At 60.8% G+C, this 25,204-nt stretch carries 33 protein-coding genes; 32 read left to right on the forward strand and 1 reads right to left on the reverse strand.

Annotation, left to right across the window (positions count from 1 at the left end; translation table 11 throughout):
* Positions 1-122: 122 nt before the first annotated feature.
* The 3 genes from rpoC (at position 123) to IHE39_RS06485 (ending at position 7,190) form a co-directional block, all read left to right on the forward strand.
* Entirely contained in the window at positions 123-4,319 is a 4,197-nt protein-coding gene (gene rpoC, locus IHE39_RS06475) for a DNA-directed RNA polymerase subunit beta' (protein WP_192565862.1), read from the forward strand.
* A 133-nt stretch (positions 4,320-4,452) separates the two neighbouring features.
* On the forward strand, positions 4,453-5,547 hold the full coding sequence (locus IHE39_RS06480) for an esterase-like activity of phytase family protein (protein WP_192565863.1): 1,095 nt from the start codon (positions 4,453-4,455) through the stop codon (positions 5,545-5,547).
* A gap of 221 nt (positions 5,548-5,768) precedes the next feature.
* Complete coding sequence (locus tag IHE39_RS06485; RefSeq protein ID WP_192565864.1) at positions 5,769-7,190, forward strand: APC family permease; 1,422 nt, start codon at positions 5,769-5,771, stop codon at positions 7,188-7,190.
* Between the two features lie 28 nt (positions 7,191-7,218).
* Here the strand turns inward: IHE39_RS06485 and IHE39_RS06490 are convergent, their stop codons facing one another.
* Positions 7,219-7,500: a transcriptional regulator gene (locus IHE39_RS06490; RefSeq protein ID WP_184774675.1), complete on the reverse strand. Its 282-nt coding sequence runs from the start codon at positions 7,498-7,500 to the stop codon at positions 7,219-7,221.
* A gap of 475 nt (positions 7,501-7,975) precedes the next feature.
* On the opposite strand from IHE39_RS06490, the gene rpsL reads away from it, so the two are divergent.
* From rpsL to rpsK, 29 genes are all read left to right on the forward strand, one after another.
* Positions 7,976-8,347, forward strand: coding sequence for a 30S ribosomal protein S12 (gene rpsL / locus IHE39_RS06495; RefSeq protein WP_008837709.1), 372 nt, complete (start codon positions 7,976-7,978; stop codon positions 8,345-8,347).
* A gap of 77 nt (positions 8,348-8,424) precedes the next feature.
* Positions 8,425-8,895 carry a 30S ribosomal protein S7 gene (gene rpsG, locus IHE39_RS06500; RefSeq protein WP_067961877.1) on the forward strand — a complete coding sequence of 157 codons (471 nt, stop codon included), beginning with the start codon at positions 8,425-8,427 and terminating at the stop codon, positions 8,893-8,895.
* Positions 8,896-8,927: 32 nt separating this feature from the next.
* The gene (gene fusA, locus IHE39_RS06505) at positions 8,928-11,018 is read left to right on the forward strand and encodes an elongation factor G (RefSeq protein WP_184774674.1); all 2,091 of its coding nucleotides are present in this window, start codon (positions 8,928-8,930) and stop codon (positions 11,016-11,018) included.
* 67 nt (positions 11,019-11,085) lie between these two features.
* A complete protein-coding gene (tuf, locus tag IHE39_RS06510) occupies positions 11,086-12,261 on the forward strand; it encodes an elongation factor Tu (RefSeq protein WP_115732107.1) in 1,176 nt (391 codons plus the stop codon).
* A 64-nt stretch (positions 12,262-12,325) separates the two neighbouring features.
* Positions 12,326-12,634 carry a 30S ribosomal protein S10 gene (gene rpsJ, locus IHE39_RS06515; RefSeq protein ID WP_006205468.1) on the forward strand — a complete coding sequence of 103 codons (309 nt, stop codon included), beginning with the start codon at positions 12,326-12,328 and terminating at the stop codon, positions 12,632-12,634.
* Between the two features lie 58 nt (positions 12,635-12,692).
* Positions 12,693-13,403, forward strand: coding sequence for a 50S ribosomal protein L3 (gene rplC / locus IHE39_RS06520; protein ID WP_184774737.1), 711 nt, complete (start codon positions 12,693-12,695; stop codon positions 13,401-13,403).
* A complete protein-coding gene (gene rplD / locus IHE39_RS06525) occupies positions 13,403-14,023 on the forward strand; it encodes a 50S ribosomal protein L4 (RefSeq protein WP_115732105.1) in 621 nt (206 codons plus the stop codon). Before rplC ends, rplD begins: the two co-directional genes overlap by 1 nt.
* A complete protein-coding gene (locus IHE39_RS06530; protein ID WP_184774736.1) occupies positions 14,020-14,313 on the forward strand; it encodes a 50S ribosomal protein L23 in 294 nt (97 codons plus the stop codon). The genes rplD and IHE39_RS06530 overlap by 4 nt, the downstream gene beginning before the upstream one ends.
* A gap of 22 nt (positions 14,314-14,335) precedes the next feature.
* On the forward strand, positions 14,336-15,169 hold the full coding sequence (rplB, locus tag IHE39_RS06535) for a 50S ribosomal protein L2 (RefSeq protein ID WP_184774735.1): 834 nt from the start codon (positions 14,336-14,338) through the stop codon (positions 15,167-15,169).
* A 15-nt stretch (positions 15,170-15,184) separates the two neighbouring features.
* Positions 15,185-15,463, forward strand: coding sequence for a 30S ribosomal protein S19 (gene rpsS, locus IHE39_RS06540; RefSeq protein WP_055976414.1), 279 nt, complete (start codon positions 15,185-15,187; stop codon positions 15,461-15,463).
* Between the two features lies 1 nt (position 15,464).
* Positions 15,465-15,854 (forward strand): 50S ribosomal protein L22, encoded by a 390-nt coding sequence (gene rplV, locus IHE39_RS06545; protein ID WP_055976417.1) that lies wholly within the window; start codon positions 15,465-15,467, stop codon positions 15,852-15,854.
* Complete coding sequence (rpsC, locus tag IHE39_RS06550; RefSeq protein ID WP_067961888.1) at positions 15,854-16,573, forward strand: 30S ribosomal protein S3; 720 nt, start codon at positions 15,854-15,856, stop codon at positions 16,571-16,573. The genes rplV and rpsC overlap by 1 nt, the downstream gene beginning before the upstream one ends.
* A 27-nt stretch (positions 16,574-16,600) precedes the next feature.
* Complete coding sequence (rplP, locus tag IHE39_RS06555; protein WP_055976423.1) at positions 16,601-17,014, forward strand: 50S ribosomal protein L16; 414 nt, start codon at positions 16,601-16,603, stop codon at positions 17,012-17,014.
* Between the two features lie 13 nt (positions 17,015-17,027).
* Entirely contained in the window at positions 17,028-17,228 is a 201-nt protein-coding gene (gene rpmC, locus IHE39_RS06560) for a 50S ribosomal protein L29 (protein WP_018427849.1), read from the forward strand.
* Positions 17,229-17,239: 11 nt separating this feature from the next.
* Complete coding sequence (rpsQ, locus tag IHE39_RS06565) at positions 17,240-17,479, forward strand: 30S ribosomal protein S17 (RefSeq protein WP_115732103.1); 240 nt, start codon at positions 17,240-17,242, stop codon at positions 17,477-17,479.
* Between the two features lie 68 nt (positions 17,480-17,547).
* Positions 17,548-17,916, forward strand: coding sequence for a 50S ribosomal protein L14 (rplN, locus tag IHE39_RS06570; protein WP_006205457.1), 369 nt, complete (start codon positions 17,548-17,550; stop codon positions 17,914-17,916).
* A 12-nt stretch (positions 17,917-17,928) separates the two neighbouring features.
* A complete protein-coding gene (gene rplX / locus IHE39_RS06575) occupies positions 17,929-18,243 on the forward strand; it encodes a 50S ribosomal protein L24 (protein ID WP_184774731.1) in 315 nt (104 codons plus the stop codon).
* Entirely contained in the window at positions 18,236-18,793 is a 558-nt protein-coding gene (gene rplE, locus IHE39_RS06580; protein WP_184774729.1) for a 50S ribosomal protein L5, read from the forward strand. Before rplX ends, rplE begins: the two co-directional genes overlap by 8 nt.
* 27 nt (positions 18,794-18,820) lie before the next feature.
* A complete protein-coding gene (gene rpsN / locus IHE39_RS06585; RefSeq protein ID WP_184774727.1) occupies positions 18,821-19,126 on the forward strand; it encodes a 30S ribosomal protein S14 in 306 nt (101 codons plus the stop codon).
* 12 nt (positions 19,127-19,138) lie between these two features.
* Positions 19,139-19,537: a 30S ribosomal protein S8 gene (rpsH, locus tag IHE39_RS06590; RefSeq protein WP_067961896.1), complete on the forward strand. Its 399-nt coding sequence runs from the start codon at positions 19,139-19,141 to the stop codon at positions 19,535-19,537.
* 35 nt (positions 19,538-19,572) lie between these two features.
* Positions 19,573-20,106, forward strand: coding sequence for a 50S ribosomal protein L6 (rplF, locus tag IHE39_RS06595; RefSeq protein WP_184774725.1), 534 nt, complete (start codon positions 19,573-19,575; stop codon positions 20,104-20,106).
* An 87-nt stretch (positions 20,107-20,193) separates the two neighbouring features.
* Positions 20,194-20,553: a 50S ribosomal protein L18 gene (gene rplR / locus IHE39_RS06600; protein ID WP_055976445.1), complete on the forward strand. Its 360-nt coding sequence runs from the start codon at positions 20,194-20,196 to the stop codon at positions 20,551-20,553.
* Between the two features lie 128 nt (positions 20,554-20,681).
* The gene (gene rpsE / locus IHE39_RS06605) at positions 20,682-21,251 is read left to right on the forward strand and encodes a 30S ribosomal protein S5 (RefSeq protein ID WP_067961902.1); all 570 of its coding nucleotides are present in this window, start codon (positions 20,682-20,684) and stop codon (positions 21,249-21,251) included.
* Positions 21,252-21,279: 28 nt separating this feature from the next.
* Positions 21,280-21,477 (forward strand): 50S ribosomal protein L30, encoded by a 198-nt coding sequence (gene rpmD, locus IHE39_RS06610; protein ID WP_109577106.1) that lies wholly within the window; start codon positions 21,280-21,282, stop codon positions 21,475-21,477.
* 21 nt (positions 21,478-21,498) lie between these two features.
* Positions 21,499-21,972, forward strand: coding sequence for a 50S ribosomal protein L15 (gene rplO, locus IHE39_RS06615; RefSeq protein ID WP_184774723.1), 474 nt, complete (start codon positions 21,499-21,501; stop codon positions 21,970-21,972).
* Between the two features lie 133 nt (positions 21,973-22,105).
* On the forward strand, positions 22,106-23,446 hold the full coding sequence (gene secY, locus IHE39_RS06620; protein ID WP_184774722.1) for a preprotein translocase subunit SecY: 1,341 nt from the start codon (positions 22,106-22,108) through the stop codon (positions 23,444-23,446).
* A complete protein-coding gene (locus tag IHE39_RS06625) occupies positions 23,443-24,033 on the forward strand; it encodes an adenylate kinase (RefSeq protein ID WP_184774720.1) in 591 nt (196 codons plus the stop codon). The genes secY and IHE39_RS06625 overlap by 4 nt, the downstream gene beginning before the upstream one ends.
* A 188-nt stretch (positions 24,034-24,221) precedes the next feature.
* Positions 24,222-24,590, forward strand: coding sequence for a 30S ribosomal protein S13 (gene rpsM / locus IHE39_RS06630; RefSeq protein WP_115732096.1), 369 nt, complete (start codon positions 24,222-24,224; stop codon positions 24,588-24,590).
* 130 nt (positions 24,591-24,720) lie between these two features.
* On the forward strand, positions 24,721-25,110 hold the full coding sequence (rpsK, locus tag IHE39_RS06635; RefSeq protein WP_184774718.1) for a 30S ribosomal protein S11: 390 nt from the start codon (positions 24,721-24,723) through the stop codon (positions 25,108-25,110).
* Positions 25,111-25,204: the final 94 nt, after the last annotated feature.

Below are 25,204 nucleotides of genomic sequence, written 5' to 3' on the forward strand. Positions count from 1 at the left end.
GCTTGGGTACTGATCGTGCTCGTTCGATGAGAATTTTTCGGCGACGGCCGACACAGCAGGCGGGCGCTCTGGCCCGCACAAGATGAAAAGGGGCTTTCGTGGGCCCCGAAAAGGAGAACGGCATGAACCAAGAGGTCATGAATCTCTTCAACCCCCAGGCGCCTGCGCAGGTGTTCGATTCCATCCGGATTTCGCTCGCCAGCCCTGAGAAGATTCTGTCCTGGTCGTTCGGCGAAATCAAAAAGCCGGAGACGATCAACTACCTCACCTTCAAGCCGGAGCGTGACGGGCTGTTCTGCGCCCGTATCTTTGGCCCGATCAAGGACTACGAGTGCCTGTGCGGCAAGTACAAGCGCATGAAGTACAAGGGCGTCATCTGCGAAAAGTGCGGCGTGGAAGTGACGCTGTCGCGCGTTCGCCGCGAGCGCATGGGTCACATTGAACTCGCAGCGCCTGTTGCCCACATCTGGTTCCTGAAGTCGTTGCCGAGCCGCATCGGCACGCTGCTCGACATGACGCTCAAGGATATCGAGCGCGTCCTGTACTTCGAGAACTACATCGTTACCGAGCCGGGCCTGACCGCTCTCAAGGAGCACCAGCTCCTCGGCGAGGAAGAGTACCAGATCGCAGTTGACGAGTATGGCGAGGATTCCTTCACCGCCATGATCGGTGCTGAGGCCATCCACGACCTGCTCGCCTCTATGGATCTCGAAAAGATCGCTGGCGACCTGCGTTCCGAGCTGGCGACGACGACGTCCGAGCTGAAGCAGAAGAAGTATCTCAAGCGCCTCAAGGTCGTTGAGAACTTCATGGAATCGGGCAACCGTCCCGAGTGGATGATCATGAAGGTCGTGCCGGTGATCCCGCCGGACCTGCGTCCGCTGGTCCCGCTGGATGGCGGCCGCTTTGCGACTTCCGATCTGAACGATCTCTATCGCCGCGTCATCAACCGTAACAACCGCTTGAAGCGGCTGATCGAACTGCGGGCTCCGGGCATCATCATCCGCAACGAGAAGCGCATGCTGCAGGAGGCTGTCGACGCACTGTTCGACAACGGCCGCCGTGGCCGCGTCATCACCGGTGCCAACAAGCGTCCGCTGAAGTCGCTGTCCGACATGCTCAAGGGCAAGCAGGGTCGCTTCCGTCAGAACCTGCTCGGCAAGCGCGTCGACTACTCCGGCCGTTCGGTCATCGTGACCGGCCCGGAGCTCAAGCTTCACCAGTGCGGCCTGCCGAAGAAGATGGCGCTCGAGCTGTTCAAGCCGTTCATCTACGCCCGTCTCGACGCCAAGGGTTACTCCTCGACCGTCAAGCAGGCCAAGAAGCTGGTCGAGAAGGAAAAGCCGGAAGTCTGGGATATCCTCGACGAGGTCATCCGCGAGCATCCGGTTCTGCTCAACCGCGCCCCGACGCTGCACCGCCTGGGCATCCAGGCCTTCGAACCCATTCTGATCGAAGGCAAGGCCATCCAGTTGCACCCGCTCGTCTGCACGGCCTTCAACGCCGACTTCGACGGCGACCAGATGGCTGTCCACGTTCCGCTGTCGCTCGAGGCTCAGCTCGAAGCACGTGTGCTGATGATGTCGACCAACAACATCCTGCATCCGGCCTCCGGCGCGCCGATCATCGTGCCGTCGCAGGACATGGTTCTCGGTCTCTACTACCTTTCGATCGTCAACCAGAATGAGCCGGGCGAGGGCATGGTGTTTGCCGACATGGGCGAACTCCAGCATGCGCTTGAGACCAAGGCTGTCACGCTGCACGCCAAGATCAAGGGTCGTTTCCGCACGGTCGACGCCGAAGGCAATGTCGTGTCCAAGATCCACGACACGACGCCTGGCCGCATGATCATCGGCGAGCTGCTGCCGAAGAACGTCAACGTGCCTTACGACACGGCCAACCAGGAGATGACCAAGAAGAACATCTCCAAGATGATCGACACCGTCTACCGCCACTGCGGTCAGAAAGAGACGGTCATCTTCTGCGATCGCATCATGGCTCTCGGCTTCGCTCACGCCTGCCGCGCCGGCATTTCGTTCGGCAAGGACGACATGCTGATCCCCGATACCAAGGAGAAGCTGGTCGCCGATACCGAAGCTTTGGCCAAGGAATACGAGCAGCAGTACAATGACGGCCTGATCACACAGGGCGAGAAGTACAACAAGGTCGTCGACGCCTGGGCCAAGTGCTCGGAAAAGGTCGCCGACGAGATGATGGCCCGCATCAAGGCGGTGGAGTTCGAAGACAACGGCCGTCAGAAGCCGATGAACTCGATCTACATGATGTCGCACTCCGGTGCGCGTGGTTCGCCCACCCAGATGCGCCAGCTCGCCGGCATGCGCGGCCTGATGGCCAAGCCGTCGGGTGAAATCATCGAGACGCCGATCATTTCCAACTTCAAGGAAGGTCTGACGGTTCTCGAGTACTTCAACTCGACCCACGGCGCCCGTAAGGGTCTCGCGGATACCGCTCTGAAGACGGCTAACTCCGGCTACCTGACGCGTCGTCTCGTCGACGTGGCCCAGGATTGCATCGTCAACTCGGTTGATTGCGGCACCGACAAGGGCCTCACCATGCAGCCGATCGTCGATGCCGGCCAGGTGGTCGCTTCGCTCGGCCTGCGTATCCTCGGCCGTACGTCGCTCGACGACATCAACCATCCGGTTACTGGCGATCTGCTGGTCAAGGGTGGCACGCTGATGGACGAGCGCGACATCGAGGTCATCGAGAAGGCTGGCGTCCAGTCGGTCCGCATCCGTTCGGCCCTGACCTGCGAAGTCAAGGTTGGCGTCTGCGCTGTCTGCTACGGTCGCGACCTGGCACGCGGTACCCCTGTCAACCAGGGCGAAGCTGTCGGCGTCATTGCCGCTCAGTCGATCGGCGAGCCGGGCACGCAGCTCACCATGCGTACCTTCCACATGGGCGGTACCGCGCAGGTGGTGGACAGCTCGTTCCTTGAAGCTTCGTATGAAGGCAAGGTCGAGATCCGCAACCGCAACGTGGTTCGCAACTCCGATGGCAACCTCGTCGTGATGGGCCGCAACATGGCGATCCTGATCCTCGACGAAGCCGGCAAGGAGCGTGCCACGCACCGCGTCACCTATGGTTCGCGTATCTTCGTGGACGATGGCGACAAGGTGAAGCGCGGCCAGCGTGTCGCCGAGTGGGATCCCTACACCCGTCCGATCCTCACCGAAATCGAAGGCCGTGTGGCATTCGAGGATCTGGTCGACGGCATTTCCGTTCAGGAAACGGCCGACGAGTCGACCGGCATCACCAAGCGTGAGGTCATCGACTGGCGTTCGACCCCGCGCGGCAACGACCTGAAGCCTGCGATGGTCGTGCAGGACTCCAAGGGCAAGGTCGGCAAGCTGTCGAAGGGCGGCGATGCTCGCTTCCTGCTCTCGGTCGAGGCCATTCTTTCGGTCGAGCCGGGTGCCCAGGTTCGTCCTGGCGACGTTCTGGCGCGTATCCCGATGGAAAGCGCGAAGACCAAGGACATCACCGGCGGTCTGCCGCGTGTTGCCGAGCTCTTCGAAGCCCGCCGTCCGAAGGATCACGCCATCATCGCCGAGATCGATGGTACGGTCCGCTTCGGCCGCGACTACAAGAACAAGCGCCGCATCATCATCGAGCCGCATGACTCGACGCTTGAACCGGTCGAATACCTGATCCCGAAGGGCAAGCCGTTCCATCTTCAGGACGGCGACGCCATTGAAAAGGGCGACTACATCCTCGACGGCAATCCTGCGCCGCACGACATCCTGGCCATCAAGGGCGTGGAAGCTCTCGCTTCCTACCTCGTCAACGAAATCCAGGAAGTCTACCGACTGCAGGGCGTGTCGATCAACGACAAGCACATCGAGGTCATCGTTCGTCAGATGCTGCAGAAGGTCGAGATCACCGCACAGGGCGACTCGATCTACATCCCGGGCGATCATGTCGACGTCATCGAGTTCGACGAGATCAACGATCGCCTGATCGAGGAAGGCAAGAAGCCTGCCGAAGGTCAGCCGGTTCTGCTCGGTATCACCAAGGCATCGCTGCAGACGCCGTCCTTCATCTCGGCCGCTTCCTTCCAGGAAACGACCAGGGTGCTGACGGAAGCTGCGGTCGCCGGCAAGACCGACATGCTGCAGGGCCTCAAGGAAAACGTCATCGTCGGCCGTCTTATCCCGGCCGGCACGGGCGGCATGATGAGCCAGATCCGGCGCATCGCCACCTCGCGCGACGAACTGATCCTCGACGAGCGCCGGAAGCTCTCGGGTGCCGAGGTCGCCGAGCCGATCCTGACTGACATGGTCAACGCCGCTCAGTAAGGGCGTCGTACGAAAGAACTGGGAAAGGGGGCTTCGGCCCCCTTTTTCATTTGGGTGACACTTCGGCTTCATGTCGCTGTCAAATGCCGACGCTAGCAATACGGGTTCAACACGCATTGCAGGTGACCGCACCATGAAGTTTGTTCTCTCCACTATCGCTGCAGGTCTGGCTTCGTCGGTGATCAGCGCCCATGCGCAGGATCCCGCGCCGTTCAAGGCGACGCTGCTCGGCCAGGTCGTCTTGCCGACCGGACTGAAGATTGCGGGAACCGAGTTCGGCGGCATCTCCGGCCTCGACTTTGATGCGGCCAGCGGGCTGTTCTACGCCATTTCGGATGACCGCTCGGAACGTGCGCCGGCGCGGCTTTACACGCTCAAGCTCGCGATCGACGGCAAGGGCGTTCACGGCGTCGACATCGTTTCGAGCGCAGAATTGCGCAACGCCGAAGGTGCTGCCTTCGCCAAGAAGGACATCGACCCGGAGTCGATCCGTTTCGACTCTGCGGCAAACCGCATCTTTTGGTCGAGCGAGGGTGATGCTGCTGGCCGGCCGGCGATCTATGAAGCCAAACCCGACGGCAGCCACGTCAGGAGCTTCGCCATTCCCGAGGCCTATCTGCCCAATGCCGACAAGACGCGCGGTGTGCGCGGCAACCTGTCGTTCGAAAGCCTCGACATTTCACCCGACGGCAAGACCCTTTGGGCGGGAACCGAAAACGCGCTGGCGCAGGACGGCGACAAGGCGACGCTGGAGGCTGGCAGCCCATCGCGCGTCATTGGCTTCGACATCGCCAGCGGCACTGTCGCTGCCGAACACGTCTATGACAACGGGCCGATCTTCACCAAGGCGACCCAGGACCCGTATTACAATGACAACGGCCTCTCCGAATTCCTGCTCTTTGGCCCCGACGAGCTTCTGACGATCGAACGTGCTTTCGCGCTTGGCATCGGCAGCGAGATCAACTTCTATCTGGCCAGTTTCTCCGGTGCGACCGACGTCAAGGATGTTGCCTCGATCAAGGACGTTACGGCAAAGCCGATGTCGAAGCGCAAGGTGCTGAAGATCGGCGAGGGTGATTTCGGGCTCGACATTGACAACATCGAGTCGGTGACGTGGGGCCCCGAAATAGACGGCCGGCGCACGTTGGTCATTGCCTCCGACAACAACTTCAACCCGGAGCAGTTCACGCAATTCGTCGTGCTGAAACTTGACGCCGCCACGAATTGATCTGGCCGCGGCGCTGTTGGCCGCAAAATGCATGGTCCCATGTAGCAAAGCCGCCGGAGCGATCCGGCGGCATTTCTTTGCGATGCCGTGGCCTGGCGCGGGTTTGGCGGGTCTGCACCGCTTTCCGCAAGGTAAGTCTAATGTATTTGCGCCGTTTGACATCGTGAACTTACGAAAATAGCCTTCTGCTTGAAGTGCATCAGCCTTGAGAGGAGTGCCCGATGACCGACGTCCCCTCCGATGCGAAAGGACAGGGGGTATCGGTAGAGCCGAGCCTCCATCGCGTGATGGGCCCCTGGCTGCTTTTGCTCTTCATCGTCGGTGATATTCTCGGCACCGGCATCTACGCGCTGACGGGTCAAGTGGCCAAGCAGGTCGGCGGCGTGGTCTGGCTACCGTTTCTCGTCGCCTTCATCGTCGCTGTCATCACCGCCTTCAGCTATCTCGAACTGGTCACCAAATATCCAAAGGCCGCCGGTGCCGCCCTTTACGCTCACAAGGCGTTCGGCATCCATTTCATCACCTTCATCGTCGCTTTCGCAGTGATGTGCTCGGGCATCACCTCGGCGTCGACGGCCTCGCGCGCCTTTGCCGCCAATCTGTCGGGCGCGTTCGATCTCGGCCTCAGCGGGACCTACGGCATCACGCTCATCGGCCTGGCGTTCATGGCGGTTGTCGCTGCAGTGAACTTCCGCGGTGTCGGCGAAAGCGTCAAAGCCAATGTCGTACTGACCTGCGTCGAGTTCACCGGCCTGATGATCATCATTGTCATCGGTCTGTGGGCTATTGGAGCAGGTGAGGGCGATGTCTCCAGGGTGATGGAGTTCCACTCGGCGCCGGACCGCAGCGCCTTCTGGTCGGTGATCGCGGCAACCACGCTTGCGTTCTTCGCCATGGTCGGCTTCGAGGATTCGGTCAACATGGCCGAGGAGTGCAAGGACCCGACGCGCATCTTCCCGAAAGTGCTGCTGACCGGCTTGCTGATCACCGGCGTCATCTATGTGCTGGTGTCGATCTCTGCGATCACACTGGTGCCACCGGAACAGCTGGGCGAGGGCGAGACGCCGCTGCTCAAGGTGGTCCAGGCCGGCGCTCCCAACTTCCCGGTCGAGATCTTCGGTTTCATCACCATGTTCGCGGTCGCCAACAGCGCGCTCATCAACATGTTGATGGCGAGCCGGCTGGTCTATGGCATGAGCCGCGAACGCGTGTTGCCGGAAGTGCTCGGCAAGGTTCACGCCTCGCGTCGCACGCCCTACATCGCGATCGGCTTCACCACCTTGCTCGCTTTCGCGCTGATCAGCTTCGTTGGCGAGGTTCCGGCACTGGGAGGCACAACGGCGCTGCTGCTGCTGTGCGTGTTCACCGTGGTCAACATTGCCGTGCTGGTGTTGCGCAAGGATACTGTCGGCCACGGTCACTTCCGGACGCCGACGCTGCTGCCGATCGTGGGGGCCGTGGCTTGCGCCTTCTTCGCCGGACCGTGGACCGGGCGCGATCCTGTTCAATACAAGATCGCCGGTATCCTGATCGGCATCGGGGTGCTGTTGTGGTTCGTGACCGTGCTGGTCAACCGCGCCACCGGGCAGAAGCCCGCCGAACCTGAGATGGCTGACATTGGCGGGGCAGGGCCGGTGAACTGAACGCAGTGCATCCGGATGGGATGCGGGGTCAGAACGGCTCGTTGAAGGTAACGATCGAGACTTCGCCTTCGAGCGCACCTTGGTAGGCGGAGATGTGCGGCTCGTCGTCAGGTTCGCCCTGCATGTCGCCGATCTGGTCGAGCTCGGCTTCGGCGTAACCTTCCTTGGCCAGCGCGTCGAGCGCCATGCGAACGGCGGTATCGTCGTCTGGTGCGACGAGCATGATATGCGCGCCTTCGGGCTTGCCGCCCTTCTTGCGCCAGACTCGGCCGGTGATGATCGTCACTGGCCGTTCGTCGTTGTCGTTCATGATGATTCCCTGCAGTTAGATTCGTTTGAGGGGGGATTCGCCCCGGTTTCAACGATTTTCGCATGAAGAGCGGATGCGAGACAGGCCAAACAGTGTCACAAATCGGCGTTGGTACTATGTTGCGGCGCAATAAAGTTGCTCTAAGCCTCTTAGACCGCCCGAAGCCCCGGTTTCGTTAAGGTTTTTAAGGGGACGGGCTTGACGGTTCGCGGTCATGCGAGTAGATACCGCCTCGTCTGAGCCGATGTGAGGTTGGCTTTTCCGAAGCGACATGCTTTGGAGTTCACCTCAAACAGGGTTCGTTTTTTACGAGCGAGAAGACATTTCCGGCGTGCATGAAGCGGATTCGCTTCCTCTGCCTTTGTTCGGGCAAGACCGCAAGTCGCGGTTTGGGGCCCGAATTCGCGTATGGATTTTGCGCTTGAAGCCGCCCCGAACGGGCTTGAGACACGGAATTGAGAGACAAGAGGGTTTAATGCCTACCGTCAACCAGCTGATCCGCAAGCCGCGCATTGCGCCGGTGAAGCGCAACAAGGTTCCGGCCATGCAGGCCAACCCGCAGAAGCGGGGCGTTTGCACGCGCGTCTACACGACGACGCCGAAGAAGCCGAACTCGGCTCTGCGTAAGGTCGCGAAGATCCGCCTGACCAACGGTTTTGAAGTCATCGGTTACATCCCCGGCGAAGGTCACAACCTTCAGGAGCACTCCGTGGTTATGATCCGCGGCGGCCGTGTGAAGGATCTTCCGGGTGTGCGTTATCACATCATCCGCGGCGTGCTCGACACGCAGGGCGTGAAGAACCGCAAGCAGCGCCGTTCGAAGTACGGTGCGAAGCGTCCGAAGTAATTCGGGTTCTGCAATTTAGGCGCTGCGCGAGGTTCTCCGCGTAATAGAGCGTCGGCCAAGTTTGAGAGACAAGAACCATGTCACGTCGTCACAGTGCAGATAAGCGCGAAATCAACCCGGATCCCAAGTTTGGCGATCTGGTTGTCACCAAGTTCATGAATGCCGTCATGTATGACGGCAAGAAGTCGATCGCCGAAACGATCGTCTACGGTGCGCTTGATCAGGTTCAGGCCAAGACCAAGCAGGAGCCGGTCACCGTCTTCCATCAGGCGCTCGACAATGTCGCGCCGCATGTGGAAGTCCGTTCGCGCCGTGTTGGTGGTGCGACCTACCAGGTTCCGGTCGATGTGCGCCCAGAGCGCCGTCAGGCTCTCGCCATTCGCTGGCTGATCACTGCCGCCCGCAACCGTAACGAGACCACCATGGTCGACCGCCTCTCGGGCGAGCTGATGGATGCGGCTAACAACCGCGGCACCGCTGTCAAGAAGCGTGAAGACACCCACAAGATGGCGGAAGCCAACCGCGCCTTCGCGCACTACCGCTGGTAATAGCGCGACCGAACGACTGAGAGGCACCTCCCATGGCCCGCGAATACAAGATCGAAGACTACCGCAATTTCGGTATCATGGCGCATATCGACGCCGGCAAGACCACGACCACCGAGCGCATCCTTTATTACACGGGCAAGTCGCACAAGATCGGCGAAGTCCATGACGGCGCTGCCACCATGGACTGGATGGAGCAGGAGCAGGAACGCGGCATCACGATCACGTCCGCTGCGACCACGACTTTCTGGAAGGGCCGTGACGGCCAGCAGCGCCGCTTCAACATCATCGACACCCCCGGCCACGTCGACTTCACCATTGAAGTCGAGCGTTCGCTGCGCGTTCTCGACGGCGCCATCGCGCTGCTCGATGCCAACGCCGGTGTCGAACCGCAGACCGAGACCGTGTGGCGTCAGGCGGACAAGTATCATGTCCCGCGCATGATCTTCTGCAACAAGATGGACAAGATCGGGGCCGACTTCTATCGCTCGTACGATATGATCAAGTCGCGCCTCGGCGCCACTGCCGTTGCCGTCCAGCTGCCGATTGGCGCTGAATCGGAGTTCAAGGGCGTTGTCGATCTGATCGAGATGAACGCGCTGGTTTGGCGCGACGAGAGCCTGGGCGCTGCCTGGGACGTCGTCGAGATCCCGGACGACCTCAAGGAAAAGGCCGCCGAGTTCCGCGACAAGATGATCGAGTCCGCCGTCGAAATGGACGAGACGGCTCTTGAGAACTACCTCGAAGGCAAGATGCCGACGAACGACGAACTGCGTGCGCTGATCCGCAAGGGCACCATCGCCGTCAAGTTCTTCCCGATGTTCTGTGGCTCGGCCTTCAAGAACAAGGGCGTGCAGCCGCTTCTCGACGGCGTCGTTGAGTTCCTGCCGTCGCCGCTCGATGTTCCTGCGATCAAGGGCATCGATGCCAAGACCGAAGCCGAGATCGAGCGTCATGCCGACGACAGCGAACCGCTGTCGATGCTGGCCTTCAAGATCATGAACGATCCGTTTGTCGGTTCGCTGACCTTCTGCCGCATCTACTCGGGCAAGGTGGTCAAGGGCGCTTCGCTCGAAAACACCGTCAAGGGCAAGAAAGAGCGTCTCGGCCGTATGCTGCAGATGCACTCGAACTCGCGCTCCGACATCGAAGAGGCTTTCGCTGGCGACATCGTCGCTCTGGCCGGCCTCAAGGAAACGACCACCGGCGACACGCTCTGCGATCCGCTGCACCCGGTCATCCTCGAGCGCATGGAATTCCCCGAGCCGGTCATCCAGATCGCCATCGAGCCGAAGACCAAGGGCGACCAGGAAAAGATGGGCCTCGCGCTCAACCGCCTGGCTGCTGAAGATCCTTCGTTCCGCGTCAAGTCGGATGAAGAGTCGGGTCAGACCATCATCTCCGGCATGGGCGAGCTGCATCTCGACATCATCGTCGACCGCATGCGTCGCGAGTTCAAGGTCGAGGCGAACGTCGGCGCTCCGCAGGTTGCGTATCGCGAGACGATCACCCGCACCCACGAGCAGGACTACACCCATAAGAAGCAGTCGGGTGGTACCGGTCAGTTCGCACGCATCAAGATCGTGTTCGAACCGAACCCCGAGGGCGAAGAGTTCGTGTTCGAATCGAAGATCGTTGGTGGCGCGGTTCCGAAGGAATACATCCCCGGCGTCGACAAGGGTCTCCGCAGCGTTCTGTCTTCGGGTCCGTTCGCGGGCTTCCCGATGATCGGCGTCAAGGCGACGCTGATCGACGGCGCTTACCACGATGTCGACTCCTCGGTACTGGCCTTCGAAATCGCCGGTCGCGCCGCCCTTCGCGAAGCCGCTCCGAAGCTGGGTGTCCAGCTGCTCGAGCCGATCATGAAGGTCGAAGTCGTGACGCCGGAAGACTATGTCGGCAACGTCATTGGCGACTTGAACAGCCGTCGTGGCCAGATCCAGGGCCAGGAAAGCCGCGGTATTGCCGTCGTCGTCAACGCGATGGTGCCGCTGGCCAACATGTTCAAGTACGTGGACAGCTTGCGCTCGATGTCACAGGGCCGCGCCCAGTACACGATGCAGTTCGACCACTACGAGGCGGTCCCGACCGCGGTTGCTCAGGAAGTTCAAAAGAAATACGCGTAATTCCAACGAATTGCAGCGTTTTATTAATTCAACGCCCTTATCGGGCTAGCAAGAATGGAGACCTCACATGGCAAAAGGTAAATTCGAGCGTAATAAGCCTCATGTGAACATCGGCACGATTGGTCACGTTGACCACGGCAAGACGTCGCTGACGGCGGCGATCACGAAGTATTTCGGCGAGTTCAAGGCCTACGACCAGATCGACGCAGCGCCTGAAGAAAAGGCCCGCGGCATCACCATTTCGACGGCGCACGTCGAATACGAGACGCCGGCCCGCCACTACGCCCACGTCGACTGCCCCGGCCACGCTGACTATGTGAAGAACATGATCACCGGTGCTGCCCAGATGGACGGCGCGATCCTGGTCGTGTCGGCTGCCGATGGCCCGATGCCGCAGACCCGCGAGCACATCCTGCTCGCCCGTCAGGTCGGCGTTCCGGCCCTGGTGGTGTTCCTCAACAAGGTCGACCTGGTCGACGACGCCGAGCTGCTCGAACTGGTCGAGCTCGAAGTTCGCGAGCTGCTGTCGAAGTACGAATATCCGGGCGACGACATTCCGATGATCAAGGGTTCGGCTGTTGCTGCGCTCAACGATTCGGACAAGAAGATCGGTGAAGACGCGATCCGCGAGCTGATGGCTGCCGTCGACGCCTACATCCCGACGCCTGAGCGTCCGATCGACCGTCCGTTCCTGATGCCGATCGAAGACGTGTTCTCGATCTCGGGTCGCGGCACTGTGGTCACCGGTCGTGTCGAGCGCGGCATCGTCAAGGTTGGCGAAGAAGTCGAGATCGTCGGCATCAAGGCAACCTCGAAGACGACGGTCACCGGCGTTGAAATGTTCCGCAAGCTGCTCGATCAGGGCCAGGCTGGCGACAACATCGGCGCGCTGATCCGTGGCGTTGGCCGTGAAGACGTCGAGCGCGGCCAGGTGCTGTGCAAGCCGGGTTCGGTCAAGCCGCACAAGAAGTTCGTGGCTGAAGCCTACATCCTGACCAAGGAAGAAGGTGGCCGTCACACGCCGTTCTTCACCAACTACCGTCCGCAGTTCTACTTCCGCACGACGGACGTGACCGGCATCGTGTCGCTGCCGGAAGGCACCGAGATGGTCATGCCCGGCGACAACATCACCGTCGACGTCGAGCTGATCGTGCCGATCGCCATGGAAGAGAAGCTCCGCTTCGCTATCCGTGAAGGTGGCCGTACCGTCGGCGCCGGCATCGTCGCTTCGATCAAAGAATAATCCGAATTAACGATCTGTCGCGGGCGGGAATACGCCCGCGCCGCGCCAGAACAAGGAAGTGACCATGAACGGACAGAATATCCGCATCCGCCTCAAGGCGTTTGACCACCGGGTTCTCGACGCTTCGACGCGTGAGATCGTGTCGACCGCGAAGCGCACCGGCGCCAATGTTCGCGGCCCGATCCCGCTGCCGACGCGGATCGAGAAGTTCACGGTGAACCGCTCGCCGCACGTCGACAAGAAGAGCCGCGAGCAGTTCGAAATGCGCACGCACAAGCGTCTGCTGGACATCGTCGACCCGACCCCGCAGACCGTTGATGCGCTGATGAAGCTCGACCTCGCAGCAGGCGTCGACGTCGAAATCAAGCTCTAAGAGCTAACATGAGCCGCGCGAGCAGATCCAAACGGCTCCTCTGAAGGAAAACGAACCGATGCGTTCAGGTGTAATTGCACAGAAGGTGGGAATGACCCGCGTCTATAATGACGCTGGCGAACACGTTCCCGTCACCGTTCTCCGCATGGAGAACTGCCAGGTGGTGGCACAGCTGACCAAAGAGAAGAATGGCTACACCGCCGTTCAGCTCGGCGTTGGCCTGGCCAAGGTCAAGAATACGACGAAGGCGTTGCGCGGTCACTTCGCTGCCGCTTCCGTCGAGCCGAAGTCGAAGGTTGCTGAGTTCCGCGTCTCCGCCGACAACATGCTGGATGTCGGCTCCGAGATCACCGTCGAGCATTTCGTCCCCGGCCAGAAGGTCGACGTGACGGGCACGACGATCGGTAAGGGCTTCCAGGGCGTCATCAAGCGTCACCACTTCGGTGGTGGTCGTGCGACCCACGGTAACTCGGTTTCGCACCGTACCCACGGTTCGACTGGTCAGCGCCAGGATCCGGGCAAGGTGTTCAAGGGCAAGAAGATGGCCGGACACATGGGCGACGTTCGCGTCACGACCCAGAATGTCGAGGTTGTTTCGACCGACACCGATCGTGGTCTCATCCTGATCCGCGGTGCGGTTCCGGGTTCGAAGGGTGCATGGATCCTGGTTCGCGACGCCGCAAAGGTTGCGCTTCCTGAGAACGCGCCGAAGCCGGCCGCGATCCGCGCTGCCAGCAACAAGGCTGCGGCCAATGAGGGAGCGGAATAATGGACCTCAAGATTACAACCCTCGCAGGCAAAGATGCCGGCAAGGTTGAGCTCTCGGAAGAGATTTTCGGCCTGGACCCGCGCGAAGACGTTCTCCAGCGCGTCGTGCGCTGGCAGCTCGCCAAGAAGCAGCAGGGCACGCACAAGGCCAAGGGTCGCGCAGAAATCGCACGCACCGGCGCCAAGATGTACAAGCAGAAGGGGACGGGCCGCGCTCGTCACCATTCGGCACGCGCTCCGCAGTTCCGCGGCGGCGGCAAGGCCCACGGCCCGGTCGTTCGCAGCCACGAGCATGATCTTCCTAAGAAGGTCCGCGCTCTCGGTCTGAAGCACGCCCTGTCGGCCAAGGCCAAGGCATCGAACCTGATCATCGTCGACGAGCTGACGCTCGCCGAGGGCAAGACCAAGGCGTTGCTCGCGAATTTCGCGACGCTGGGCCTGACCAACGCCCTGGTGATCGGCGGCGCCGAGCTTGACGTCAACTTCAAGCGCGCAGCGACCAACATCCCGAACATCGATGTCCTGCCGATCCAGGGCATCAACGTTTACGACATTCTGCGCCGCGGCACGCTGGTCCTTTCGAAGGCCGCCGTCGAGGCTCTCGAGGAGCGCTTCAAATGATGGATCTCCGCCACTATGACGTGATCGTCTCGCCGGCGATCACCGAAAAGTCGACCATGGCTTCTGAAAATAACCAGGTCGTCTTCAATGTCGCCAAGAAGGCGAGCAAGCCCGAGATCAAGGCTGCCGTCGAAGCGCTGTTCGGCGTGAAGGTGACTGCTGTGAACACCCTGGTCCGCAAGGGCAAGGTGAAGCGCTTCCGCGGCACGATCGGCCGCCAGAGCGACGTCAAGAAGGCGGTAGTGACGCTGGCCGACGGCCAGTCGATCGACGTCGCGACGGGTCTCTGAGCTAGGCTGAGAGGACAGGACAATGGCACTTAAGAAATTCAAGCCAGTAACGCCGAGCACGCGCCAGCTGGTCATCGTCGACCGCTCGGGTCTGCACAAGGGCAAGCCCGTCAAGGGTCTGACCGAAGGCCTGACCAAGTCGGGCGGCCGTAACAACTACGGTCGTATCACGGCTCGCTTCATCGGCGGCGGTCACAAGCGTTCGTACCGCATCATCGACTTCAAGCGTCGTAAGTTCGACGTCGTCGGTACGGTCGAGCGTCTGGAATACGATCCGAACCGCACCGCCTTCATCGCGCTGATCAAGTACGACGACGGCGAGCTGAGCTACATCATTGCTCCGCAGCGTCTGCAGGCTGGCGACAAAATCATCGCTGGTGAGCAGGTCGACGTGAAGCCAGGCAATGCAATGCCGCTCGCTTCGATGCCGGTCGGCACGATCGTGCACAACATCGAGCTGAAGCCCGGCAAGGGCGGCCAGGTCGCTCGTTCGGCTGGTGCTTACGCCCAGCTCGTCGGCCGCGACCAGGGCATGGCGATCCTTCGCCTCAACTCGGGTGAACAGCGCGTCGTCAGCGGTCTCTGCATCGCCACCGTCGGTGCCGTGTCCAACCCGGACCACGGCAACATCAACGACGGCAAGGCAGGCCGCACGGTCTGGCGTGGCAAGCGCCCGCACAACCGCGGCGTGACCATGAACCCGGTCGACCATCCGCACGGCGGTGGTGAAGGCCGCACCTCGGGCGGACGCCATCCGGTGAGTCCGTGGGGCAAGCCCACCAAGGGCAAGAAGACGCGGTCCAACAAGGCGACCGACAAGTTCATCCTGCGCTCGCGCCATCAGCGCAAGAGCTAAGAAGAGGTAACGCCAGTGACTCGTTCAGTCTGGAAAGGCCCGTTCATTGACGGCTATCTGCTCAAGAAGGCAGAGAAGGTTCGTGAAGGTGGTCGCAATGAGGTGATCAAGATGTGGAGCCGTCGCTCCACCGTCCTGCCGCAGTTTGTCGGCCTCACCTTCGGTGTCTACAACGGCCAGAAGCACGTCCCGGTCTCGGTGAACGAGGACATGGTCGGCCACAAGTTCGGTGAGTTCGCTCCCACCAGGACCTACTACGGTCACGGCGCGGACAAGAAGGCAAAGAGGAAGTAACATGGGCAAGGCCAAAGCTCCGCGCAGGCTTGCTGACAACGAGGCACGTGCGGTCCTCCGCACGATCCGGGTCAGCCCGCAGAAGCTCAACCTCGTTGCCGCGCTTATCCGCGGCAAGAAGGTAGCGACCGCGCTTTCGGATCTGGAATTTTCGCGCAAGCGCATCGCCGGAACGGTTAAAAAGACCCTCGAATCGGCTATCGCCAACGCGGAAAACAATCACGACCTCGATGTCGATGCACTGGTGGTGGCGGAAGCCTTTGTCGGTAAGTCGATCGTCATGAAGCGTTTCCACGCTCGTGGCCGTGGTCGCGCCAGCCGCATTGAGAAGCCGTTTTCGCACCTCACGATCGTCGTTCGTGAAGTCGAAGAGAAAGGGGAGGCCGCATAATGGGCCAGAAAATCAATCCTATTGGTCTCCGCCTCGGCATCAACCGCACCTGGGACTCGCGCTGGTATGCAAACACCGGCGAGTACGGCCAGCTGCTTCACGAAGACATCAAGATCCGCAAGTATCTTGAAGCCGAACTGAAGCAGGCCGCGATCTCCAAGGTCGTGATCGAGCGTCCGCACAAGAAGTGCCGCGTGACCATTCACGCTGCACGTCCGGGCCTGATCATCGGCAAGAAGGGCGCCGACATCGAAAAGCTTCGCAAGAAGCTGATGGAGATGACGAAGTCCGAGACGCACCTCAACATCGTCGAGGTCCGCAAGCCGGAGACCGACGCTACGCTGGTCGCTCAGTCGATCGCGCAGCAGCTCGAGCGCCGCATCGCCTTCCGTCGCGCCATGAAGCGCGCGGTGCAGTCGGCCATGCGCCTCGGCGCAGAGGGCATTCGTATCAACTGCTCGGGCCGTCTCGGCGGCGCCGAAATCGCTCGTATGGAGTGGTATCGCGAAGGTCGCGTTCCGCTGCACACCCTGCGCGCTGACGTCGACTACGGCACTGCCGAGGCAAAGACCGCCTACGGCATCTGCGGCGTCAAGGTCTGGGTGTTCAAGGGCGAGATCCTCGAGCACGATCCGATGGCTTCCGAGCGTCGCGCAACCGAAGGCGAGCATTCGCATGCTGGCGAGCGCCCTGAGCGCCGCCGTCGCGAAAACGCCTGACACGCATAGGAATTTGGAGTTAGAACGATGCTGCAGCCAAAGCGCACAAAGTTCCGTAAGCAGTTCAAGGGCCGCATCCACGGTACCGCGAAGGGTGGCACCAACCTGGATTTCGGCGGCTTCGGACTGAAGGCGCTTGAGCCAAACCGCGTCACCGCGCGTGAGATCGAGGCGGCTCGCCGCGCGATCACCCGCGAAATGAAACGTCAGGGCCGCGTCTGGATCCGTATTTTCCCAGACGTTCCGGTCACGTCGAAGCCGACCGAAGTCCGCATGGGTAAGGGCAAGGGCGCCGTCGACTACTGGGCATGCCGCATTAAGCCAGGTCGCGTGATGTTCGAGATCGATGGCGTCTCCGAGGAAGTGGCGCGTGAAGCGCTGCGTCTCGGCGCTGCCAAGCTCTCGGTCAGGACGCGCTTCGTTCAGCGCATCGCAGAATAAGGAAGGGCTGATCATGAAAGCCTCGGACATCAGGACGAAGACCCAGGACCAGCTCACCGACGAGCTCGCCAGCCTCAAGAAGGAGCAGTTCAACCTGCGCTTCCAGAAGGCGACTGGTCAGCTGGAAAAGACGGCGCGCGTTAAGCAAGTTCGTAAGGACATCGCGCGTATCAAGACCATCGCCGCCGAAAAATCGGCCGGCAAGAAGGCTTAAGGACGAAAACCATGCCAAAGCGCATCCTGCAGGGTACGGTCGTCAGCGACAAGAACGAGAAGACGGTCGTCGTCAAGGTCGAGCGTCGCTTCACGCACCCGGTGATGAAGAAGACCGTGCGTATGTCGAAGAACTACAAGGCGCATGACGAAAACAACGCCCACAAGGTAGGCGATCAGGTGGCTATCCAGGAATCGAAGCCGATTTCCAAGGATAAGCGCTGGGTCGTCATTACCCCGGACCAGGCGTAACAACGAATTTTGGACAAGCCGGGGAGGGCGGTAGCCCATCCCGTTAGAGAAGAAGAAGGCGGCCAGTCATGATTCAGATGCAAACAAACCTCGACGTCGCGGATAATTCCGGCGCCCGTCGTGTCATGTGCATCAAGGTGCTGGGCGGCTCGAAGCGGAAGTATGCTTCTGTTGGCGACATCATCGTGGTGTCGATCAAGGAAGCCATTCCGCGCGGCCGCGTAAAGAAGGGTGATGTGATGAAGGCGGTCGTCGTTCGTACGGCCAAGGACATTCGTCGCCCGGACGGCAGCGTGATCCGTTTCGACAAGAACGCGGCCGTTCTTGTCGATAACAAGAAAGAACCTATCGGCACGCGTATCTTCGGGCCGGTTCCGCGCGAGCTTCGCGCCAAGAACCACATGAAGATCATCTCGCTCGCGCCCGAAGTGCTGTAAGGAGCCGGAACAATGCAGAAGATCCGTAAAGGCGACAAGGTTGTCGTTCTGGCCGGCAAGGACAAGGGCCGCACCGGCGAGGTGCTGTCTGTCCAGCCGAAGGAAGACAAGGCACTTGTCCGCGGCGTGAACATGATCCGCCGCCACCAGAAGCAGTCCCAGACCCAAGAGGGCGGGATCATTACCAAGGAAGCGCCGATCCATCTGTCGAACCTCGCGCTTGCCGACCCCAAGGACGGAAAGGCGACCCGCGTCGGCTTCCAGATCCAGAAGGACGGCACGAAGGTCCGTGTCGCGAAGCGCTCGGGAGAAGTCATCAATGGCTAACGCAACCAACGCTCCGCGTCTGAAGACGGTCTACAACGAGACCATCCGCCAGGCGATGCAGGAACAGTTCAAGTACGACAACGTCATGCAGATTCCGCGCATCGACAAGATCGTGCTCAACATGGGTGTCGGCGAAGCCACTGCGGACTCGAAGAAGCCCGCCGTTGCCGCTGAAGACCTGGCAATGATCGCCGGCCAGAAGCCGGTCATCACTCGTGCCCGCAAGTCGATCGCCGGCTTCAAGGTTCGCGAGCAGATGCCGATCGGCGCAAAGGTCACGCTTCGCCAGGAGCGCATGTACGAGTTTCTGGACCGTCTCGTGAACATCGCACTGCCGCGCGTTCGCGATTTTCGTGGCCTGAACCCGAAAAGCTTTGACGGCCGCGGAAATTACGCTATGGGCCTCAAGGAACACATCGTGTTCCCCGAGATCAACTACGACAAGGTTGATCAGATGTGGGGCATGGACATCATCGTTTGCACGACCGCCAAGACGGACGAAGAGGCCCGGGCTCTGCTCAAGGCTTTCAACTTCCCCTTCCGGCAGTAACGGCAGCGAGAAAAGGAAAAATCTGAAATGGCAAAGACCAGCTCAGTCGAGAAGAACAATCGGCGCCGCAAGCTTGTGGACCAGTACGCTGCCAAGCGTAAGGCCCTCAAGGACGTCGTCATGGATCAGTCCAAGCCGATCGAGGAACGCTTCCGCGCGCAGCTCAAGCTCGCCGCGCTTCCGCGCAACTCGGCCAAGATCCGTATCCGTAATCGTTGCGAAGTGACCGGCCGCCCGCGCGCCTACTATCGCAAGCTTAAGATGTCGCGTATCGCGCTTCGCGACCTGGGCTCGATCGGGGCGATCCCCGGTCTGGTCAAGTCGAGCTGGTAAGGAGCATTTGACATGTCTTTGAGTGATCCTCTCGGCGATATGCTGACCCGCATCCGCAATGCCTATGGCCGCAAGAAGTCGACAGTGTCGACCCCTGCGTCCAGGCTGCGCGCCCGTGTTCTCGACGTGCTGAAGGCGGAAGGCTATATCCGCGACTACAGCCAGACCGACTTCGAAAACGGCAAGTCCGAGATTGAAATCGAGCTGAAGTACTTCGACGGCCAGCCGGTTATCCGCGAAATCGCCCGCGTCTCCAAGCCGGGCCGCCGCGTCTACGTCTCGTCCAAGTCGATTCCGCCTGTTGCCAATGGCCTCGGCATCTCGATCCTTTCGACCCCGAAGGGCGTGATGGCCGACCACGAAGCGCGCGAACAGAACGTCGGCGGGGAAATCCTCTGCCAGATCTTCTGATCTGCGTAGGCTGAAACAAGAAAGGCACGAGGACTATGTCTCGTATTGGCAAGAAACCCGTTCAGCTTCCGCAGGGCGTAACCGCCGCCGTTGATGGTCAGACCGTCACGGCGAAGGGCCCCAAGGGCGAGCTGAAGTTCGTGGTCAACAACGAAGTTCTGGTCACGATGGAAAATGGCGAGATCGCTGTTCAGCCGCGCGACCAGTCGAAGGACTCCCGCTCCAAGTGGGGCATGTCGCGGACGCAGATCGTCAACATCCTGACGGGTGTTAAGGACGGCTTCGAAAAGAAGCTCGAGATCACCGGCGTCGGTTACCGTGCAGCGCTCCAGGGCAAGAACCTGCAGCTCGCACTCGGCTTCAGCCATGACGTCGTCTACCAGACGCCGGAAGGCATCACCATCACGGTGCCGAAGCCGACCGAAATCGTGATCAACGGCATCAACAAGCAGCAGGTCGGCCAGGTTGCCGCCGAGATCCGCGAATATCGTGGTCCCGAGCCCTACAAGGGCAAGGGCGTGCGCTATGCAGGCGAGAAGATCGTCCGCAAAGAAGGCAAGAAGAAGTAACAACAACGCCGCGGTGCGCGGTCGCGGGAAGCATTTTGGCTTACCGCAGATGGCCGCGCCCGTTTCAGAAGGCAAGGAACCACTATTATGGCTTCGAAAGAAACCACTCTGCGCCGTTCGGCGCGCATCCGCCGCCAGATCAAGAAGGTCGCCAACGGCCGTCCGCGCCTGTCGGTTCACCGTACGTCGAAGAACATCTACGTCCAGGTCATCGACGACGCCAACGGCCGTACGCTCGCTGCCGCTTCGACCCTCGAGAAGGATCTCAAGGGCTCGCTGAAGACCGGCGCTGACACTGCTGCTGCGACCGCGGTTGGCAAGCTGATCGCCGAGCGCGCTTCGAAGGCTGGCGTCAAGGACGTCGTTTTCGACCGTGGCGCCTACATCTATCACGGCCGCATCAAGGCACTTGCCGAAGCTGCGCGTGAAGGTGGCCTCAACTTCTGATGCAGTTTACGGCGTAGCGCGCGGCGCTGCGCCGCATCACTGATCAGTTGCAATAAATCCGGCGACGCAATAGACGCCGGATTTGGTTTTTAACCCCCGTGCTTCCGGAAAAAAATAAGGATAGGAATATGGCACAAGAACGTAGGGAAGGTGGTCGCGACCGTAGCCGTGACCGCGAAGAGCGCGACAGCGAATTCGTCGATAAGCTCGTACACATCAACCGCGTTGCCAAGGTCGTCAAAGGCGGCCGGCGTTTCGGTTTTGCAGCACTCGTCGTAGTCGGCGACCAGAAGGGCCGCGTTGGCTTTGGTCACGGCAAGGCGCGCGAAGTGCCGGAAGCGATCCGCAAGGCAACCGAATCGGCCAAGCGCGACATGATTTTCGTGCCGCTCCGCTCGGGCCGTACGCTGCACCACGATGTTGAAGGCCGTTGGGGCGCTGGTCGCGTTCTGCTGCGCTCTGCCAAGCAGGGTACCGGCATCATCGCCGGCGGTCCTATGCGCGCTGTCTTCGAGACGCTCGGCATGCACGACGTCGTCGCCAAGTCGATGGGTTCGTCGAACCCATACAACATGGTTCGCGCGACCTTCGATGCGTTGAAGAGCCAGATGCATCCCAAGGATGTGGCTGCACAGCGCGGCATCAAGTATTCGACGCTTCAAGCCCGCCGCGGCACCGCCGTAGCGGCTGAAGAATAGTCGCTCGAGCTGACCAGGGACAATGACCATGGCCAAGAAAGTAACCAAGACTGTCACCGTCGAGCAGATCGGTAGCCCGATCCGCCGGCCGAAGGAGCAGCGTGCCACGCTGGTCGGCCTCGGCCTCAACAAGATGCATCGCAAGCGCACCCTGGAAGATACGCCTTCCGTGCGCGGCATGATCGCAGCTGTCCAGCATCTCGTCCGCGTTGTGGACGAGGCGTAGGCCGATCGCAGGAGATAGAAGATGAAACTCAACGATCTGCGTGACAACGCCGGCGCGACCCACTCCAAGAAGCGTCTTGGCCGTGGCATCGGTTCCGGCACCGGCAAGACCGGCGGCCGCGGCGTCAAGGGCCAGAAGGCTCGTTCGGGCGTCGCGATCAACGGCTTCGAGGGTGGCCAGATGCCGCTCTATCGTCGCCTGCCGAAGCGCGGCTTCACCAACATTTTCGCCAAGAGCTACAACACCGTTTCGCTGGCCCGTATCCAGGTCGCGATCGATGCCAAGAAGCTCGACGCGAAAGAGACCGTGACGGCGGAAGCCCTCGTCAAGGCCGGCGTGATTCGCCGCGTCAAGGACGGCGTCCGCATCCTCGGCGACGGCGAACTCAAGGCCAAGGTGGCCTTCGACGTTGCCGGCGCTTCCAAGCCGGCGATCGAGAAGATCGAAAAGGCTGGAGGATCGGTGAAGCTGCCTGAAGTGGCAGCCGCCGAGTAAAAGGCTTTGCAAAGTAAGCGGCGGTAGAGATACCGCCGCTTGCATGTTTGCCGTCCGGAGCCTATCTCGTGGCTTCGGTGACACGCGCCGCGCCCATCGCGGCATTTCGGCGTGACCAAGCGGAGTACCCTGAATGGCATCGGCTGCTGAACAACTAGCATCCAATCTGAATTTCGCAGCCTTCGCCAAGGCCGAAGATCTCAAGAAGCGTATCTGGTTCACGCTTGGCGCGCTTTTGGTCTACCGCCTCGGTACCTACATCCCACTCCCTGGCATCAATCCCGACGCATTCGCGCAGGCTTTCACCCAGCAGAGCCGCGGCGTCCTCGGCATCTTCAACATGTTTGCCGGTGGTGCGGTCGAGCGCATGGCGCTTTTTGCGCTCGGCATCATGCCCTACATCTCCGCCTCCATCATCATGCAGCTCATGACGTCGGTCGTTCCGTCGCTTGAAGCGCTGAAGAAGGAAGGCGAGCAGGGCCGCAAGGTCATCAACCAGTACACCCGCTATGGCACCGTGCTTCTTGCGGTCGTCCAGGCCTACGGCATCTCGGCCGGTCTTGAGGGCGGCAACGGTATCGTCACCGATCCGGGCATGTTCTTCCGCGCCTCGACGGTTATTACGCTTGTCGGCGGCACCATGTTCCTGATGTGGCTTGGCGAGCAGATCACCGCCCGCGGCATCGGCAACGGCATTTCGCTGATCATCTTCGCCGGCATCGTCGCAGGCCTTCCAAGTGCCATCAGCGGCACGCTGGAACTCGGCCGTACCGGCGCTCTGTCGACTGGCCTGATTCTCGCGATCATCGTGCTTGCGGTCGTCGTCATCGCCCTGATCGTCTTCTTCGAGCGTGCCCAGCGCCGCCTTCTGATCCAGTATCCGAAGCGCCAGGTAGGCAACCGCATGTTCCAGGGCGATACGTCGCACCTGCCGCTGAAGCTCAACACCGCCGGCGTCATTCCTCCGATCTTCGCGTCGTCGCTGCTGCTGCTGCCGGCAACCGTCGCGGGCTTCTCGAATACCGCCACGCTGCCCGGATGGGTCAGCACCATGATGGCAGCTCTCGGCCATGGCCAACCGCTGTACATGCTGCTCTACGCCGCGATGATCGTCTTCTTCGCCTTCTTCTACACGGCGATCGTGTTCAATCCGAAGGACACTGCCGACCAGCTGAAGAAGCATTCGGGCTTCATCCCTGGCTATCGTCCCGGCGAGCGCACGGCGGAATATATCGACTACGTGCTGACGCGCGTCACGGTCATCGGCGCTGCCTATCTCGTCTTTGTCTGCTTGATGCCCGAGTTCCTGATTTCGGCAACCGGCGTTCCGTTCTACCTTGGTGGTACTTCGCTTCTGATCGTGGTCAATGTAACCCTTGATACCGTGGCGCAGATTCAGGGGCACCTGATCGCCCACCAGTATGAGGGGCTGATCAAGAAGTCGAAGCTCCGTGGAGGTAAGAGGGGAAGATGAAGCTGATTTTGCTTGGGCCGCCTGGAGCGGGCAAGGGGACGCAAGCGCAACGACTGGTCGAAAAGCACGGCATCCCGCAATTGTCGACTGGCGACATGCTGCGGGCCGCGGTGAAGGCCGAGACGGATGTCGGCAAGCGCGCCAAGGCCGTCATGGACGCTGGTGAGCTGGTTTCGGACGAGATCGTCAATGCGATCGTTGCCGAACGAATCGACCAGGACGACTGCGCCAAGGGGTTCATCCTCGACGGTTACCCACGCACTCTGGCGCAGGCCGACGCGGTTGCCGACATGCTGGCCGAACGCGGTTTGCACCTCGACGTCGTTATCGAACTCGTCGTCGACGACAAGGCACTTGTTGGCCGCATCCTGAAGCGGGCCGAGGAAGCCCATGCTGCTGGCCAGCCGGTTCGCAAGGACGACAACGCCGAGGTGTTCGAGGAACGGCTGCGCGAGTACTACAAGAAGACCGCGCCGCTGATCGGCTACTACTACGCCAACGACCTGCTCAAGCAGGTCGACGGCATGGCCGATATGGACGACGTTACCGCGCAGATCGAAGCTGTTGTCGCTGAGGTCACGCACTAAAAATAGCTGCCATGCTTGACTGACGGGCCGTACTGGAGTATGGCGGCCCGTCTTCCATTCAGACATGATGTTGTGTGCCCACTAGGGTACAAAGTCATATTGATACGGAAAACCCGCATGGGCCGGCCTCCACCGGACGCGGGGCAACTTGAAGCGCCGGCATTGTCCGGCCCAAATGGAGTGAAGAGATGGCTCGTATAGCCGGCGTTAATATTCCGACCAACAAGCGCGTTGTGATTGCGCTTCAGTACATTCATGGCATTGGCAAGAAGTTCGCAGCTGAGATCGTCGAGAAGGTCGGCATCCCGGCCGAGCGTCGCGTCAACCAGTTGACCGATGCTGAAGTTCTGGCGATCCGCGAAACCATCGACCGCGACTATCAGGTCGAAGGCGATCTGCGCCGCGAAGTTTCGATCAACATCAAGCGCCTGATGGACCTCGGCTGCTACCGCGGCCTGCGTCACCGTCGTTCGCTTCCGGTTCGTGGCCAGCGCACGCATACCAATGCGCGCACCCGTAAGGGTCCGGCCAAGGCAATTGCCGGCAAGAAGAAGTAATTTCATTCCCGGCGGGTTTCGGCCCGCCGGTTTCGCCTTTTATGGGCGGGTGTTCGGCCTGACACCTTAAACGCAGGCTGGTGTAGCCGCTGGTATTACGGCGGTGAAGAGATCAACTGAAAGGACTACCATGGCTAAGGAAGCCGGCCGCGTTCGCCGTCGCGAACGTAAGAACATCTCGTCGGGCGTTGCCCACGTGAATTCGACCTTCAACAACACCATGATCACCATCTCCGATGCACAGGGCAACACGATTGCCTGGTCGTCGGCTGGTGCGCAGGGCTTCAAGGGTTCGCGTAAGTCGACTCCGTTCGCTGCCCAGATGGCTGCTGAAGACGTTGCCAAGAAGGCACAGGAACACGGCATGCGTATGCTGGAAGTCGAAGTTTGCGGTCCCGGTTCGGGTCGCGAGTCGGCTCTGCGCGCGCTTCAGGCTGCGGGCTTCACCATCACGTCGATCCGCGACGTGACGCCGATCCCGCACAACGGCTGCCGCCCGCGCAAGAAGCGCCGCGTCTAATATTTCACCCCGCGCGAGCGCCTTGGGCGCTCGTTTGCGGTTTCCAGGTCGCCCGTCACGATTGGATGGTGGCGGGGCTACGGAAGGAAGCGAA

Origin of the sequence: Aminobacter carboxidus (genome assembly GCF_014863355.1) — a bacterium.
GTDB lineage: Bacteria > Pseudomonadota > Alphaproteobacteria > Rhizobiales > Rhizobiaceae > Aminobacter > Aminobacter carboxidus.